General features: G+C 73.1%; 11 protein-coding genes and 1 pseudogene. 6 read left to right on the forward strand and 6 right to left on the reverse strand.

What is annotated here, in order from left to right; all coding sequences use genetic code 11:
- Positions 1–900, reverse strand: a 900-nt coding sequence (locus AB0I21_RS55650; RefSeq protein WP_360573896.1) for an extracellular solute-binding protein, incomplete at its 3' end; no start/stop codon positions are given.
- A 317-nt stretch (positions 901–1,217) separates the two neighbouring features.
- Between AB0I21_RS55650 and AB0I21_RS55655 the strand changes: the two genes are divergently transcribed.
- A complete protein-coding gene (locus tag AB0I21_RS55655) occupies positions 1,218–3,449 on the forward strand; it encodes a glycoside hydrolase family 97 catalytic domain-containing protein (RefSeq protein WP_360573898.1) in 2,232 nt (743 codons plus the stop codon).
- Positions 3,450–3,522: 73 nt separating this feature from the next.
- Here the strand turns inward: AB0I21_RS55655 and AB0I21_RS55660 are convergent, their stop codons facing one another.
- Positions 3,523–4,491 (reverse strand): anti-sigma factor RsbA family regulatory protein, encoded by a 969-nt coding sequence (locus tag AB0I21_RS55660; RefSeq protein ID WP_360573900.1) that lies wholly within the window; start codon positions 4,489–4,491, stop codon positions 3,523–3,525.
- Positions 4,488–5,645: an MEDS domain-containing protein gene (locus AB0I21_RS55665; RefSeq protein WP_360573902.1), complete on the reverse strand. Its 1,158-nt coding sequence runs from the start codon at positions 5,643–5,645 to the stop codon at positions 4,488–4,490. Before AB0I21_RS55665 ends, AB0I21_RS55660 begins: the two co-directional genes overlap by 4 nt.
- A 231-nt stretch (positions 5,646–5,876) precedes the next feature.
- Between AB0I21_RS55665 and AB0I21_RS55670 the strand changes: the two genes are divergently transcribed.
- Positions 5,877–6,944 (forward strand): lysylphosphatidylglycerol synthase domain-containing protein, encoded by a 1,068-nt coding sequence (locus tag AB0I21_RS55670; RefSeq protein ID WP_360573904.1) that lies wholly within the window; start codon positions 5,877–5,879, stop codon positions 6,942–6,944.
- Positions 6,945–7,048: 104 nt separating this feature from the next.
- Here the strand turns inward: AB0I21_RS55670 and AB0I21_RS55675 are convergent, their stop codons facing one another.
- Positions 7,049–8,014: an intradiol ring-cleavage dioxygenase gene (locus tag AB0I21_RS55675; protein ID WP_360573906.1), complete on the reverse strand. Its 966-nt coding sequence runs from the start codon at positions 8,012–8,014 to the stop codon at positions 7,049–7,051.
- A 488-nt stretch (positions 8,015–8,502) separates the two neighbouring features.
- Between AB0I21_RS55675 and AB0I21_RS55680 the strand changes: the two genes are divergently transcribed.
- On the forward strand, positions 8,503–9,042 hold the full coding sequence (locus AB0I21_RS55680; protein WP_360573908.1) for a GGDEF domain-containing protein: 540 nt from the start codon (positions 8,503–8,505) through the stop codon (positions 9,040–9,042).
- A gap of 18 nt (positions 9,043–9,060) precedes the next feature.
- Here the strand turns inward: AB0I21_RS55680 and AB0I21_RS55685 are convergent, their stop codons facing one another.
- Positions 9,061–9,960 carry an alpha/beta fold hydrolase gene (locus AB0I21_RS55685; protein ID WP_360573910.1) on the reverse strand — a complete coding sequence of 300 codons (900 nt, stop codon included), beginning with the start codon at positions 9,958–9,960 and terminating at the stop codon, positions 9,061–9,063.
- Between the two features lie 270 nt (positions 9,961–10,230).
- Between AB0I21_RS55685 and AB0I21_RS55690 the strand changes: the two genes are divergently transcribed.
- On the forward strand, positions 10,231–10,902 hold the full coding sequence (locus AB0I21_RS55690) for a DUF6461 domain-containing protein (protein WP_360573912.1): 672 nt from the start codon (positions 10,231–10,233) through the stop codon (positions 10,900–10,902).
- Between the two features lie 44 nt (positions 10,903–10,946).
- Here AB0I21_RS55690 and AB0I21_RS55695 read toward each other — a convergent pair.
- Positions 10,947–12,563, reverse strand: a pseudogene (locus AB0I21_RS55695) (EAL domain-containing protein); the annotation flags it as partial.
- 242 nt (positions 12,564–12,805) lie between these two features.
- On the opposite strand from AB0I21_RS55695, the gene rph reads away from it, so the two are divergent.
- Both rph and AB0I21_RS55705 read left to right on the forward strand, forming a co-directional pair.
- Positions 12,806–15,349 carry a rifamycin-inactivating phosphotransferase gene (gene rph, locus AB0I21_RS55700; protein WP_360573914.1) on the forward strand — a complete coding sequence of 848 codons (2,544 nt, stop codon included), beginning with the start codon at positions 12,806–12,808 and terminating at the stop codon, positions 15,347–15,349.
- 58 nt (positions 15,350–15,407) lie between these two features.
- A partial coding sequence (locus tag AB0I21_RS55705) for an FAD-binding protein (protein WP_360573916.1) occupies positions 15,408–16,294 on the forward strand: 887 nt, incomplete at its 3' end.

Genomic DNA, 16,294 nt, shown 5'->3' on the forward strand with positions numbered 1-16,294 from the left:
GAAGAAGTCCAGGTCGGCGAGGTTCGCGGGGGCGTAGTTCGCGGCGACCTGGTTGGAGCCCTGAAACATCATCCCGGCCTGCTTGTTCTCCAGGGCCTTGGCCGCGTCCTGCCAGGTCCGGCCGTTGGCGCCGTTCTGCAGGTGCGGCATCAGCTCCCGCCACTTGTCGAACACGGCGGTGACGCCCGGGTCGGTCCACGGCACCTCGTGCTTCATGAGCTTGATGTGGTAGTCGTAGCCGTTGACCCGCAGGTTGATGATGTCGAACGTGCCCAGCGCCGGCCAGCCGTCCTTCTCCGCGAACGCGAGCGGGATCAGCCCGTCGGTCTTCATCTTCTTGCACAGGTTGATGAAGTCGTCCCAGGTCGCGGGCACCTGGTAGCCCTTCGCGGCGAAGACGCTCTTGTTGTAGAAGACGACCCACGGGTAGTTGTACAGCGGCACGAGGTAGTGCTTGCCGTCAATGCCCTTGGAGAGGCTGCGGGCGGCGTCGTTGAACGTGCCGCCGATCTTCTCCCACACGTCGTCGATCGGCGTGAGCAGGCCCTGCGCGGCGAAGAACTGCAGCCGGTATCCGGCGAACCAGGTGGCCAGGGAATCCGGCGTGCCCTGCAGGTAGCTGCTGATGTTGTTCTGGAACGTGTTGTGGTCGGTGGTGTTGACCGTGATCGGCACCTTCGTCGCGGCGGTCGCCGCGGACGTCAGCGCGGCGAACGCCTGCTTGGTGGCGTCGTCGGAATAGTTGGACCCGAACGTGATCGGGTCCGTGGCGGAGCCGGTGGCGGCGGGTGCGTCCGCGTCGTCGCCACAGGCGGACAGCAGCGCGGAGGCGCCGAAGAACGCGGGCGCCGCGGCGAGGCCCCGCAGGGCGGCACGGCGGGACAGCCGGAAGTCGGTCATGGGACTTCTCCAGGGGTGAGGGGGTGTTGGAACTTGCAACGGGCATTCAACAAGTTCCAACTCGGAGACTCAAAAGTCACCACAGCAAATCGACAACATGTCATCGTTGTCAAGCGGTCGGAGAAGATCGACTGCAACGAATTTCGCGTGGCAAAGCCGATTCTTGACACCATCATGATCAAGATGTTCAATGTCCGCAGAGTCGCGCATGTATCAACGTAAGTCAACGTCGCCGTGGTTGACAACGTTGACATTTGCGGCGACGCCCAGCTCGCCCCCGTCCGAGGTTCCGCCAACCCCTTCCGGAGGACGACCCCATGCGACATCACAAGTCCCTGCTCCGCGGCACGCTCGTGCTCGCGGTGCTGACCGCCGGCATCGCGTTCGCGACGAAGCCCGCGGCGGCCGCCACCAGTTGGACGGTCACCGGGCCGTCCGCCGGCTCCCCGACGTCGGCCCAGGTCACGCTCAACGACAACGGGACCCTGAGCTTCTCCGTGGCCAACCAGGGCCGCACGATCCTGTCCCCGTCGGCGATCGGCATCGTGACCGGCGCCGCCGACCTGACGAAGGGCCTGACCTTCACGACCCGCACCAACCGGACCGTCACCGAGGCCTACTCGATGACCACCGGCAAGCAGCGCAACCGGTCGACGACCTACTCCGAGTCGACGCTGTCGTTCACCGGCGCCGGCGGCAACCGGCTCGACGTGGTGGTCCGCGCCTCGGACTCCGGTGCCGCCTACCGCTACGTGCTGCCCGGCTCCGGGTCGGTGACCATCCAGCGGGAGGCCACGTCCTGGTCGGTGCCGACCAACACCAACAGCTGGCTGCTCCCGTCGCACCGCGAGGACCAGGGCTACCCGGTGCAGACGACGGCCGGCGCCGCGGCCACCGGGACCTTCCGCAACCCCGCGCTGTTCGATGTCGCCGGCACGTTCGCGCTCGTCGCCGAGGCCGACCTCGACGGCCGGTACGCCGCGATGAGCCTGCAGCACCAGAACGGCTCCGGCACGTTCACCGCCATCCTCGACAGCGGCTCGATCACCGCCAACCGGCCGTTGTCCACGCCGTGGCGCACCGCCGCCGTCGGGTCGCTGAACTCCGTGACCACCTCGACCATCGTCGACGACCTGTCCGCGCCGTCGCGGGTCAGCAACACCTCCTGGGTCAAGCCCGACACCGTCACATGGTCCTGGCTGACCGAGCACTCCAGCCCGTCGGACCAGAACCGGCAGCGGCAGTACATCGACTTCGCCGCCCGCAACGGCTGGGGCTACGTCCTCATCGACGAGGGCTGGCAGTCCAGCTGGGCGCCGAGCGTCACGCAGTACGCCAGGGACCGCGGCGTGCAGGTCATCCTGTGGTTCAACTCCAACCAGCTGTGGACCGCCGCGCAGCGCGAGCAGTGGCTGCCGCAGATCAAGAGCTGGGGCGTCGCCGGTGTCAAGGTCGACTTCTCCTACGAGTTCACCCAGCCGACCCTGCAGTGGTACGACGCGATCCTCGCCCGCACCGCCGAACTCCAGCTGATGATCAACTTCCACGGGTCGGCGACCCCGCGCGGCATGCAGCGCACCTGGCCGCACGTCATGACCGCCGAGGCCGTGCACGGCGCCGAGCAGTACCTGCGGGCCGAGAAGAACACGATCCTGCCCTTCACTCGCAACGCGATCAGCAGCATGGACTACACCCCGGTGATCTTCAGCCCGTACAACCGCGACACCACCCGGGCGCACGAACTCGCCACGTCGATCGTCTTCGAGTCCGGCTGGCAGCACCTCGGCGACAACCCGGAGAGCTACGAGTCGCAGCCCGAGGCGATGCGGATCCTCAACCAGCTGCCGACCGCCTGGGACGAGACTCGCCTGCTCGGCGGCAGCCCCGGCCGGGAGGCGTACTTCGCCCGGCGCAACGGCGGCACGTGGTACCTCGGCGGCATCTCCGCCATCGCCGCCAAGACGTACCAGACGCCGCTGTCGTTCCTCGGCGCCGGCCAGTGGTTCCTGGAGACCGTGCGGGACAACGGCGGCAACCTGCTGCGCGAGACCCGGACCGTCACCAGCGCCGACACCCTGTCGGTGCCGCTGCTGGAGCGGGGCGGGTTCGCGTCGGTCGTCTGCCCGTACACCGCCGGCATGACCACCTGCGGGACCCCGTTCAGCGGCTCCGTCATCCGCGGCGTGCAGTCCGGACGCTGCGTCGACGTGCCCAACAACACCACCACCAGCGGCACCCCCGTCGCGCTGTGGGACTGCAACGGCGGCGCCAACCAGCGGTGGGTGGCGACGGGTTCGCGGCAGCTGCAGGTGTACGGGACCAAGTGCCTGGACGTGGTGGGCGCGTCGACCGCCGACGGGGCGGCCGTGCAGATCTGGGACTGCAACGGCGGCACCAACCAGCAGTGGACGCTCAACAGCAACGGCACCATCGTCGGCACCGGCTCCGGCAAGTGCCTCGACGCGTACGACAACGGCACCACCAACGGCACCAAGCTGATCATCTGGCCGTGCAGCGGCGGCACCAACCAGCAGTGGACGAGGAGCTGACCTCCCCGTCACCTCCCCGGCCGGGCCACCACCGGCCCGGCCGGGATCGACGCGGGCCCGTCTGCCGGCCGGCTCAGCCGGTGTACGGCGGGCCGGCGGTCATGCGGACCGTGTAGCCGGTCGCGGCCCGGTGGAGCGTGATGTGGCTGCACGACTGGTGGGCGATCCACAGCCCGAGCCCGGCCGACGTGGTGCTGCTCGTCGGCAGCAGGCCGGCGAACGGGTTCTTGGGGCCGGGCCCGCCGTCCTCCACCGAGACGACCATGCGGCCCCGGCCCGCCCAGATCCGCATCCGGACCGGCGGCAGGCCGTGCACGTACGCATTGGTGACGACCTCGCTGACCGACAGCACCAGCTCATCGACCGGCCGGCCGGTCAGGCCGTCGCCGGCCGAGGCGGCGGCGGTGCGGACCGCGGCGCGCGCCTCCAGGGGCCGCGGGTCGAGCAGGTCCGCGACCGGCGGCGCGTGCTCGATCGGGTCGGTGACGGCCGGCCGGTCCTGCAGCAGGAACACCTCCGGGGAGACGTACTGCGGGCTCGGCACGTGCCGGTCGTGCGGCAGCGCGGTGCGGGGATGGGTGCGGGCGACGTCGGCGAGTACGGCCGGCGGGGTGGTGCGCTCGTCGTAGGCGCACATGCTCCACAGCGGGAACTCGTCGTAGGCGTGGTTGATCGCCGACTCGTACCGCGCCCACGCGTCCCAGGTGGCGCCGAACTGCGCCGCGGACAGCTCGCCCACGATGCGGATCTGACCGGCGCCGGCGCCGGCGTGCTCGGCGAGGAGGTTGCGGTAGGAGCGGATCGCCCCGACCGGCCGGGCGTAGACGTCGCCGCCCTCCAGGAACGTCACCGGGCACCCGGCCGGCAGCGCGGCGCGGACCAGGTCGGCGTTGCGCTCGCCGAAGGCGACCATGGTCGGCTCACCGGCCGCGACGCCCCCGAGGAGGAACGGCAGCACGACCGCCAGGAGGTGCTCGTCGGAGTCGTAGCGGATCGCCTCGTGGAAGTAGCCGGTGTGCCCGGCCGCAGCGCCGGTCCTCACTGGACCCGCTCCACCCGGACGCGGCCCGCGCCGACCATCGCGGCGAGCTCGGTGACGATGCCCAGCGACGTGCGCAGGACCACGTCGGCGCCGGCGCGCTCCGCATACCGGTGCAGCTGCAGCAGCGCGCGGTGGTCGACGAACCGCAGGCCGGCGGCGTCGAAGACGATGGTCCCGCCGGTCGGCTCGGGCCGGACGTGGGCCAGGGCGGCCGGGAACAGCTCCTCGGCGGCCACGTCGAGCTCGCCGGCGAGGATCGCGGCCGGCCCGCCGGGCGGTCCCGCCCGCAGCGTGAAGTACACGCCGCCGGCGTTGCTCGCCGGGTGGAGGCAGGCGACCTCGGCGACCGCCCGGTCGCCGAGCGTGCCGCGGTCGAACCCGCACACGGCGCGCATCGGGGCGGTCGCGATGAAACGGTCGACGAGCGTCTCGTAGGCGGCGAACGACGACAGCCGATCGGGGGTGTCGACGAGCGGCGTGCACTCGGCGACGACCCGCAGCCCGGCGTAGCCGTCGGCCACCGCGGTGGCCGTCGCGGCCGTGTAGGTGCCGACCTGCGCCGACGGGTCCAGCCGCTGCCCGGCCAGGTACGCCTCTTCCAGCGGCACGAACCGGACCGCGCCGGGGTGCGCCCGGGCCGCCTCGTCCAGCCAGCCGCCCAGCCCACCCGGGCCGCCGGCCCTCGCATACCAGATCCGCTCACCGGCGGCGAGACCCTCGGCGAGGAACGTCCTGGCGGACGCTTCGAACTGCCGCTGGTCCTCATACGACCAGCAGGAGTGCTTCGCCGTCGCCGCCGCCGTCACCTGGTGCGCCGCCCGAGTCTCATTCCCGAAGCATAGCCGCTGATCAGTGACGCGCTCGCGGGCGATGAGCGACCGGCACCTTCGGCCGAGGCGCCGCAGGTGATCGGCGGTGCCGTCGTCGTCCCACCGGGTGACCTGCCCGGCGGTGTCGGCCGGGTCGTCGAAGCCGGCCACGTATCCGGTGCCGGAGAACCCCGGCACGGCGTCGGCGACGGTGACACCCTGCAGGGTGCCGCTTTCCGCCTCGTAGGTGATCGACGCGGTGGCCGCCGAGGCGGGCGGGCCGGCGACGGCGAGGGTGGGCAGCACGAGGGCCGCGGCGAGCACGATCGAGATATGAGGCCGCACAGAACGCTCCCGAGATCCGACACCACCGAGCAGAATCGATCGGGGTCGAACCGCATGGGTGAGTTTTCCGGACGGTCAAGGTGGGCGGAAGGATGGTCCGAATCGCCGCACGGATCGCATGAAAGTCGCAGTTATCGATACATTGCCGCGACAGCTGGTGGCTGCGGCCTTGATGTCGACGCGACTCGTCGCGTTCAACCGGTCCTCATCTCGCCGGCGCACTGTACGCGCATGTGGCTGCGGGAGTGGCGGCGTTGGCTGGGGGTCGCCCTCACCGTGGCCGCGGCGGCGGTGGCGTTCGTGCTGCTGCGCGGGTCCCTGCCCGCTCCGGGCACCGTGCTGCGGTCGCTGCTGGCGGCCCAGTGGTGGTGGCTCGCGGCGGCACTGCTGGTCCAGGCCGGTTCGGTGCTCATGTACGCGGTGCAGCAGCGCCACCTCCTGGCCGCCTACGGCGGCGCGATGTCGACCGGCCGGGCGGTGGGCGTGTCGCTGGCCCGCACCGCACTGTCCACGGCGATGCCGGCCGGGGGCCCGGTGTCGACCGCGTTCGCCGTCCGCCAGTTCCGCGCGCACGGCCTGACGAGCGCGGCCGCCCTCGCCACCACGGTCCTGGCCAGCATCCAGGCGAGCGCGGCGATCGTCCTCGTCTACCTCGCCTGGTGCGCGGTGGCCGTGTCCACCAGCGTGACCGGCCTCCTGGCGGTGTCGGCCGCCGGGGCGCTGCTCGGCGCGGCCGCGGTCGTGCTCCGCCGCCGGCTCCACGGCATCCGGCCACGCACTGTGCCGGAGCACCCCGGCGCCTCGCCGGCCGGGGGCAGGCGGGCCCTGATCCACACGCTGGTCCGGCTCGGCGTGGACACGACCCGGGCCTGCTGGTCGCTGCCGGCCAGGTGCTGGCTCACCGCCGGCGGCGCGGCCGCCGCGCGCAGGGTGTGCGACCTGGCGTGCTTCGTCGCGGTCGCCCAGGCGTTCCGCCTCGACACCGGCACGATGGCGCTCGTCGGCGCCTACCTGACCGGGCAGCTCGTCCGGCAGATCCCGCTCGTCGCCGGCGGCGCCGGCCTGGTCGAGGCGAGCCTGCTCGCGTCGCTGGTCGCCGCGGGCGCCGGCGACTCCGCGGCCGCGGCGGCCGCCGTCCTGACCTACCGGCTGCTGTCCTGCTGGCTCATCGCGCTCGTCGGGCTGCCGGTCGTGGTGGGCCTCAGCGCGACCGGGCAGCCCGCCGCCCTGCTCCAGCGCCCCCGCGGCCTGCGCTCCCGCCTGTCCGCGCCGCTGGCGGTGGGCGACGGCAGCGCCTAGCGGCTCGGCGGCGGGCGGCGGCAGCGCCCAACGGCTCGGCGTGCCGTGGGCGGCAGCAGTCCCTGGCGGCTCGGCGGGCGGCGGGCGGCGGGCGGCGGTAGTGCCTAGCGGCTCGGCGGCGGGCCGCTCGGGCGCGGGCCGCCGGGGCCGCCCGAGCCGCCCGGGCCGCCGCCGGGAGGGGCGCCGCCCCCGGTCGGGGTCGTCGTGGTGTCGACCTTCGCCGTCAGGGAGACCGCGTAGCCGCCGGTGACGTCGCCGGTGACGGTGCCGAGCTGGAGCGCGCCGCCGTCGTTGCCGAAGACGTTGTCGTTCTGCAGGGTCACCTGGGACAGGTTCTGCACCGAGGCGGAGTATCCGGTGGCGGCGTACACCTTGTCGCAGACGTCCTTCGGCAGGGCGACCTGGGAGGTGGCGATGGCCTTGGACGCGTCGGCGATGCTCGCCTGGTCCGGGTACACCTCGAAGTGGATGTGCGGCCAGCGGCCCGAGTAGCAGGCGGGAAAGACGCTGGTGAACTTCACCTTGCCCTGCGCGTCGGCGATCTGCACGCCGCGCAGGTAGTTCTGGTCGGTGACGCCCTCGGAGTACAGCGAGTACCGGCCCTCCCGGTCGCAGTGCCAGACGTATACCGCCACGCCGGCGAACGGCGTGCCCGCGCCCTTGGCGAGGTCGACGATGCTGAGCTCCAGCGTCATCGGCACGCCCGCCGCGGTGCCGCTCGCGGTGCCGAAGGACGAGCGGATATCGCTGCGCACGACGCCGCTCGTGGTGAGCACGTTCGGCCCGTTGGAGCCGTCGCCCGGGTACGGGCCGGCGGTCTCATCGGGGATCTCACCGGTGGCGGACGTCGCACCCGACGAGCTCGCGCCGGCGCTGGGCGTACCGCTCCCGCTGCCGCCGCCGGAGTCGCAGGCGGCCGTCAGCCCGATCGCCGCGGCGCCGAGGCCGAAGACCCGCAGCAGCTGCCGGCGCCGCACCATCGTGCCGAGGTCGAAGCCCAGCCCCTGGTCGTACAGGTCCTCCTCGGGCCGGGTGAACGCGCGTCCTTCGTATGACGGTGCCTGTTCCACGATCGAAACCTCCCTGACGGTCGTCTGCCCCCACAACCTGACCGCCGAAGCTGGCAGCCGCCTGACAACCAGCTGCGACCGGCCTGTCTACCGTATTGGGCGATTTGCGACTTTCGTGTGGTACAGCGAAATGCCGTCGCTCCAGGGCGAAGGTGGCAGCGGACGGAAAGCCGGCCCGAGTATGCATCAGTTCCGTCAATATTTGACAGAGATGCTTGTGGATTTGATCGAAACGCCTTCCATCCACTGCAATGACTGCGCGCGCGTGGCGAAGCCTGCTAAACCTGAGTGGCTGCGGGCCGATTAGCGCAGGGCCGACGGCCGGACGCAGGCAGCACGAATGACTGTGGAGACCGGGCCCGCGGGGGCGCACCGTCGGCGCGCCCGTCGCCGACCGGCGCCGGCTCGACGCCACCGACCGCGACAGCCTGCTGTCCCTCGCCGAGCACATCAGCCTCGCGCTCACCGACGCCCGCGCGGCGCAGGACATGGAGGCCGCCCGCCATGACCCGCTGACCGGGCTCCCCGGCCGTGCGCTCTTCCACGAGCAGCTGCGGCAGTGCCTGGCCGAGCGCCCCGAGCCCGGCTCGGTCGCGCTGCTCTTCGTGGACCTGGACCGGTTCAAGGCGGTGAACGACGGCATGGGCCACGCCGCCGGCGACGTCCTGCTGGCGGAGCTGTCCCGGCGGCTGCAGGACGCGGTCCGCCGCACCGACCTCGTCGGCCGTCTGGGCGGCGACGAGTTCGCCGTCGTGCTGTGCCCGGCCGGCGAGCGGGACGCGCACGAGGCGGCGCAGCGCCTCATCGAGGAGCTGTCCCGGCCGGTCGCGGTGCCCGGCGGCCTCGCCGAGGTCGGTGCGAGCATCGGGATCGCGCTGAACACCTCCACCGACGAGCAGGAGCTGATCACCCGCGCCGACATGGCGATGTACGAGGCGAAGCGGGCCGGACGGGGGCGGTCGGTGCTGGCGAAGTCCGCCGACGCGGAGGCCCTGCGGGTGCTGCAGGGCCCCGCCCTGGTGCCGTGACCCGCGCCGTGCCCGCGCCTACCGGGACTGCGCCAGCAGGTGGTCGAGGACCGACGCGGAGAACGTGGCGGACAGCGCCGGCACGTGGCCGCCGTCCTGGATCGTCCACAACGTCACCAGGCTGCCCTGCCGGCAGCCGGTCTGATACGTCGTCACCGTGGTCTCCGCGCCGGGGAGCGTGGTGTCGAGGTCCAGCGGCGCCGTCGCGGCCGCGGGCTGGTCCGTGCAGCCGTCGTGCTCCCGCCACCGCTCGACCGAGGCCGCGGCGGACGGGTATGCCTGGCCGCCGTTCGTGCCCCCGTCGAAGCGGATGGTGTCGTCGGCGGTGCCGTGGATCTGCAGGACGCCGACCGGCCGGGACGGCGCGCACCCGGCGGCGTCCCGGTCCACGGCCCCGGCGAGCGAGACGATCGCCGTGACACTGTCCGCGTGCTCACACGCCATGCGGTAGGCCATGAACCCGCCGTTGGAGTGCCCGACGAGATAGACGCGGCTCGCGTCGACGGGGTGCGCGGCCTTCACGGCGTCGATCAGCCGTTGCAGGTACCCGGAGTCGTCGACGCCGGAGCGCTCGAAGTCGCAGCACGCGCTCGTCGCGTTCCAGAACCGCTGGCCCCGGGCATTCCTGGTCCCGTCCGGCACCGCGAGGAGAAACCCGCGCCGGTCGGCCTCGGCGGTGAACCCGAAGTACCGCTCCGCCTCGGCCCCGTCGGACCGGTACCCGTGCAGCAGCACCACCAGCGGCAGCTTCGCCCCCGTGGCGTACGAGGTGGGCAGGTGCAGCTGGAACGGCCGGCCGTCGAGGGCGACGGTCAGCGTCGCCCCCGGCCCGTCCGCCGGTCGCTCGACCGGCGGCGCCGCGGAACACGCCGCCAGCCACCACACCAATGCGACGATCAGCACCCCGAATCTCGTCATTCCGTCGATCCTGCCCGGCCGGACGAGGTCAGGGGAAGCCCTTATCGGGTCAGCAGCTCGCCGGTCGTGCATTGCGTGTTGCCGATCCGCATGTGCCCGACCCAGCACGAGTCGTACGAGATGTACTTCGCCCGGCTGCCGTACCTGGTGCCCGGCACCGTGATCGAGCCGACGTCACCCCGGCGATCACCGGGCTGTGCGCGTGGCTGTCCGGGGAGCGGCCGCGCTGATTCGCCTGCGGCCGGGCGGTCCGCGGGGCACAGTGGAGCCGTGGTCGCAGGGGTCGAGCAGGTGCTGCCGCTCGACTTCTGTGTCACGTTGGTCCGCGGCGCGGGGCCGGACGAGGTCATCGACCTTCTCGGCGGGGCGGACCCCGTCCCGATCGTGTCCGCGCAGACGGCGCTGCTGGCCGAGGACGCCGTGCGGGAGTGGGTCGACGAGGACGGGGCCTCGCACCCCACCGACCTCAAGTACGTCGTCGTGACGCGGCTCGGCGACTGGACGCTGGTCATCGAACCCAACGGGTACCTGTGCACGGACCGCGACGTGGTCCGGGCGCTGTCCGCGGCCGGCGAGCTGGTGTCGTTCTACTACAACGAGAACACCACGCCGAGCTTCACGTGGGCGGCCGGCGGCAGCGAGCTGGTGTGCTTCAACCCGGGGTACCCGGACGACCCGTACGGCACCGAGCCCGGGCGGCTCGACGGGCTGCTCGCCGAGCTGGGCTTCACGTTCGACGGCCACGGCGAGGACCTCGACGACGACAACGGCTTCGACGCCGGACGATGCGAGCGAGCGGCGGCGGGTCAGACGCGGTGGCGGCCGGCGGTGGCGGGGCGGGCGGCCGGCTCGGCCGGGATGCTGGCGACGCCGCGGGGGCGGGCGCCGGTGCGGAGCAGGGCGGTGAGGTGCTCGGCGGGGGCGGGCAGGCCGAGGTGGTAGCCCTGCGCGAACCGGACGCCGAGCTGCCGCAGCGCCTCCAGCTGCTCGTCGGCCTCGACGCCCTCGGCGGTGACGTCGATGCCGACGCTGCGGCCCAGGTCGCCGAGGAGCTTGACGACGGCGAAGTCGCTGCGGTTGTCCAGCATGCCCGCGACGAACGACCGGTCGATCTTCACACCGGTGACGGGCAGGGCGGAGAGGTTGCGCAGGGTCGCGGAGCCGGCGCCCATGTCGTCCAGGACGATGCCGACGCCGGTGTCGCGCAGGTCCCGCAGCCGGCCGGCGGCGTCCTGCAGCTGGGCGAAGTCCGCGGACTCGGGCAGCTCGACCCGCAGCCGGCTGGGCGCGGAGCCGCTGCGGCGCAACGAGTCCAGCACGAGCGAGGTGAGCTCGGCGCCGCCGAGCGTGTCGATGGTGAGGTTGACGTTGACGCACCGCGGCGCCCGGTCGCCGAGCACCGCGTCCCACCGCGCGACGTCGGCGCAGGCGCGGTCGAGCACCCAGCGGTCCAGCTGCGGCAGCTGCCGCAGCCGGCGCAGTTCCGGCAGGAACCGGTCCGGCGTCAGCAGCCCCCGGAGCGGGTGCTGCCAGCGCACGAGCGCCTCCACCGACCAGACGCGCCCGTCGTCGATGCCGATGATCGGCTGGTAGAACAGCCGCAGCTCGCCCCGGTCCATCGCGGCGAGCACGTCGTCGTCGCGGCCGTCGGTGAGCGCCCCGACGCCGTGGACCGCCTGGACGCGGTCGGCGCCGGCCTGCTTCGCGCGGTACATTGCGGCGTCGGCCTCCCGCAGCAGCGTCGCCCCGTCGGCACCTGGCCCGGCCACCGCGACCCCGACGCTGGCCGTGCTGTGCGCGCCCGCGGGCAGCGCCGGATCGGTCGCGGCGACGGCCTGGCGGAACCGTTCGCCGAGCGCGAGCGCCGCATGGTCCTGGCGCGTGCCGGTGACGCGGGTCAGCACCGCGAACTCGTCGCCGCCGAGCCGTGCGACGACGCTGCCGGGGTCGGCGGCGGCGGTGAGCCGGTGCGCGACGGAGACGATCAGCCGGTCGCCGACCGTGTGCCCGAGCGTGTCGTTCACGTGCTTCATGCGGTCGAGGTCGAGGTACACGACGGCGAGACCGGTCTGGTCGCCGTCGCGGCAGGCGGCGGTCAGCCGGTGCAGGAACCGCGCCCGGTTCGCCAGGCCGCTCAGCGGGTCGCGGATCGCCTGGACCGCCATGAGCGCGGCGAGCGTCTCGTACAGCCGTGCCGCGGACACCCGCGCGAGCCGGCCGCCGGGGCGGCGGACCAGCACGTCGTCGTAGCGGCGCACCTGGTCCCGGCGGCTCACCTGCTCGCACACGTCGGCGACGAGCGCGGTCTCCTCGACGATCATCGGGGCGGGGTCGGCGGTCCGCCCGGCCGGGGTCCTCGCCCACAGCGCCCGCCCGTACCCGAACGGGCCCGACATCAGCTGGGCGAAGCGGCTGCGGCTGATGAGCCCGATGCCGCCGTCGAGGTACATGACCGCGACGCTGTGCAGCGACGGGTCCGCGCGGAACATCAGGTCGAGGTCCTCGCATCGCATGGTGGACTCGACGACGCCGACCGGCCGCGCGAGTGGCCCGACCGTGTCGGACGGCATGGCGGCATCCCCGTGATCCACGGCGTCAATCATCGGCGAGCAAACCCGTGGCACCAAGGGCTGTACTCGCCGGTAATCGGCCTATCACCTGCTATTCAACCGGCGCTGCGGCCCGCATGCGGACGGCCACCGACGGTGCTCGGAAGCGGGCCCGGAAACAACGAAAGGCAAGGAGATAACCCCTTGCCACTCTTAACGTATACCGCACCGGGGGTCTTGCGGCAAGACCCGGGTCCTGGCGCAGAATCGTCGGCCGGAGCAAGGGGGGATTCGGAATGCCCGAGCAGTACGTGCTGGGTCTGGACGAGGTCGACGAGACGAGCATCGATGCGGTCGGTGGTAAGGGCGCGCATCTGGGTGCGCTGACGAGGATCGACGGCGTGCGTGTGCCGTCCGGCTTCTGCGTCACCACGGCCGCCTTCCAGCGGGTGATGGCGGCGGTACCGGCGCCGGACCCGGCGGCGCCGAACGCGCGGATCCGTCGCACGATCGAGGACGCCGCGATCCCGGACGACGTGGCGGCCGCGATCGCCACCGCCCTGGGACGGTTCGGCGCGCAGGTGACGTTCGCCGTCCGGTCCAGCGCGACCGCCGAGGACCTGCCGTCGGCGTCGTTCGCCGGCCAGCAGGACACCTACCTCAACGTGCCCGCCGCCGAGGTGCTGCGGCACGTCAGCCGGTGCTGGGCGTCGCTGTTCACCGACCGCGCCGTGCTGTACCGGCGACGCAACGGCATCCCGGACGGCGCGGCGCGCATGGCGGTGGTGGTCCAGCGGATGGTCCTGCCGGAGGCGTCCGGCGTCATGTTCACCGCCGACCCCGTCACCGGCGACCGGCGGTCCGTCTGCGTCGAGGCGGTCAACGGGCTGGGCGAGGCGCTCGTGTCCGGTCTGGTGAATGCCGACTCGTACACGGTGCGCGGCGGGACGATCGTCGCCAGGACGATCGGCGTCAAGCGGCTCGCCGTCGACCCCGCGCCGGCGGGCGGCACGTCGCAACGGGCGATCGACCCCGCCGAGCAGGCCCGGCCCGCGCTCGGCGACGCGCAGGTCGTGCGGCTGGCGGAGCTCGGCCGGCGGATCGAGGCGCACTTCGGCCGCCCGCAGGACATCGAGTGGTGCCTGGCCGGCGACGACCTGCACGTCGTGCAGAGCCGGCCGATCACCACGCTGTTCCCGATCCCGGAGAGCGCCGACGGGGCCAACCACGTGTACCTCTCCGTCGGCCACCAGCAGATGATGACCGACGCGATGAAGCCGCTCGGGCTCTCGTTCTGGCAGATGACGACCCCCGCGCCGATGGCGGAGGCCGGCGGGCGGCTGTTCGTCGACGTGACCGCGCGGGTCGCCGCGCCGGCCGGCCGGGCCGCGCTGCTGGAGATGATCGGCAGGTCCGACCCGCTGACCGGCGACGCGCTGCGGACCGTCCTGGACCGCGACGGGTACATCGCGCCGGCGCCGGACGGGGCGGCCCCGCCCCTGCTGCCGGCCGGCGCCACGCCGGAGGAGCTCCCGACCGACCCGGCCGTCGTCGTCGACCTGATCGCGCAGCACCAGGCCTCGATCGCCGAACTGCGGGAGACCATCCGCCCGCTGTCGGGGACGGCGCTGCTCGACTTCGTCCAGGCCGACCTCCAGGAGCTGCGGCGGCTGCTGTTCGACCGGCGCAGCCACCAGGTGTTCATGTCGGCGATGGAGGCCGCCTGGTGGCTCAACGAGCACCTCGAGACGTGGCTGGGGGAGAAGAACGCCTCCGACCCGCTGACCCAGTCCGTGCCGCACAACGTCACGTCGGAGATGGGCCTGGCGCTGCTGGACGTCGCCGACGTGATCCGCCCGCACCCGGACCTGGTGGCCTACCTGGAGCACGCCGAGTTCTCGTTGGAGGACATGGCGAAGCTGCCCGGCGGTCCCGAGGCGCGCGACGCCATCGAGGCGTGGCTCGACATGTACGGGATGCGCTGCGCCGGCGAGATCGACATCACCCGCCCGCGGTGGAGCGAGGAGCCCGCGACCCTCGTGCCCGTGATCCTCGGCAACGTCAGGAACTTCGCGCCGGGCGCCGCCGCCCGGCGCTTCGAGGAGGGCCGGCGGGACGCCCTCGCGAAGGAGCACGAGCTGCTGGAGCGCCTGCGCGCCCTGCCGGACGGCGCCGCGAAGGCCGGCGAGACCAAGCAGAAGATCGACCGGGTGCGGACGTTCATCGGGTACCGCGAATACCCGAAGTACGGGATGGTCAGCCGATACTTCATCTACAAGCAGGCGCTGCTGGAGGAGGCCGGCCGCCTCGTCCGCTCCGGCGTGCTCCGCGACCGCGACGACATCTACTTCCTCCGCTTCGACGAGCTGCACGACGTCGTGCGCACCGGCCACGCCGACGCGTCGCTGATCGACCGCCGCAGGGAGGAGTTCCGCTCGTACGCGACGCTCACCCCACCCCGCGTGCTCACCTCGGACGGCGAGGCGATCACCGGCGCGTACCGCCGCGACGACGTCCCGGCGGGTGCGCTGGCGGGACTGCCGGTGTCCGCGGGCGTCGTCGAGGGCCGCGCCCGCGTGGTGCTGGACCTCGCGCACGCCGACCTCGAGCCGGGCGACATCCTCGTCACCGCCTACACGGACCCCAGCTGGACCCCGCTGTTCGTGGCGATCGCCGGACTGGTCACCGAGGTCGGCGGCCAGATGACCCACGGCGCCGTCATCGCCCGCGAATACGGCCTCCCGGCGGTCGTCGCCGTCGTCGGCGCCACCACCGCCATCGAGGACGGCCGGCGCATCCGCGTCCACGGCACCGACGGCTACGTCGAGCTCCTGTCCTGAGGCCGGGTGCCCGATTCGTTCAAGCGCCGCTCCCGCCGGCCGCCGTACCGTCGCGGCCATGACGCAGACGACGGCGGCCGGCTGGGCGGCGCTCGCCCGGGTCGTGGACGAGGTGGCGCTGCCGGGGTCCGCCCGGTTCGAGGCGTTGCGGCGGCCCGCCGACCCACGGTTCCACCACGTGCGGCCCCTCGCGGTGGTGCGGTGCGGCACGCCGGCGGCCGTCGCCGCGACGGTCGCGTTCGTCCGTGAGGAGGGACTGCCCGCCGTCCTGCGCGGCGGCGGGCACGACTTCGCGGGCCGCTCCACCACCACCGGCGTGGTCATCGACCTGGCGCCGATGCACGCGGTGGCGGTGGGCGACGGCACGGTCCGCGTCGGCGCCGGGGCGACCCTCGCGGGCGTGTACGACGCGCTCGACGGGACGGGCCAGACGATCCCGGCCGGCTGCGGCCCGGGCGTCGGCATCGCCGGCCTGACCCTCGGCGGCGGGCTCGGCGTCCTCGGCCGCCTGCACGGCCTCACCTGCGACCGGCTGCGCGCCGCGGAGGTGGTCCTCGCCGACGGCCGGGTCGTCACCTGCGACGAGCGCACCCACGCCGACCTGTTCTGGGCGCTGCGCGGCGGGACCGGCCGGTTCGGCGCCGTCACCGCGTTGACGTTCGCCACGGTGCCCGCACCGTCGATGCTCGGCTTCCGGCTGACCTGGCCGCTGCCCGCACCTGGCCAGGCGGCCGCCGCCGTCGTGCGGGCGTGGCAGGGGTGGGCGCCGTCGGCACCCGACGAGCTCGCTGCCAGCCTGCACCTCACCGTGCCCGCGGACCCCGCCCTGCCGCCCGCCGCGTCGGTGGTGGGCACGATGGCGGGCCCGCCGGCCGCGGCCGACGCCGTCCTCGACGAGTGCGTCGCGCTGGTCGGCGCCGCGCCGGCGTCCGACGAGCGGCGGGC

It is taken from the genome of Dactylosporangium sp. NPDC050588, from assembly GCF_040654975.1.
Taxonomy (GTDB): Bacteria; Actinomycetota; Actinomycetes; order Mycobacteriales; family Micromonosporaceae; genus Dactylosporangium; species Dactylosporangium maewongense.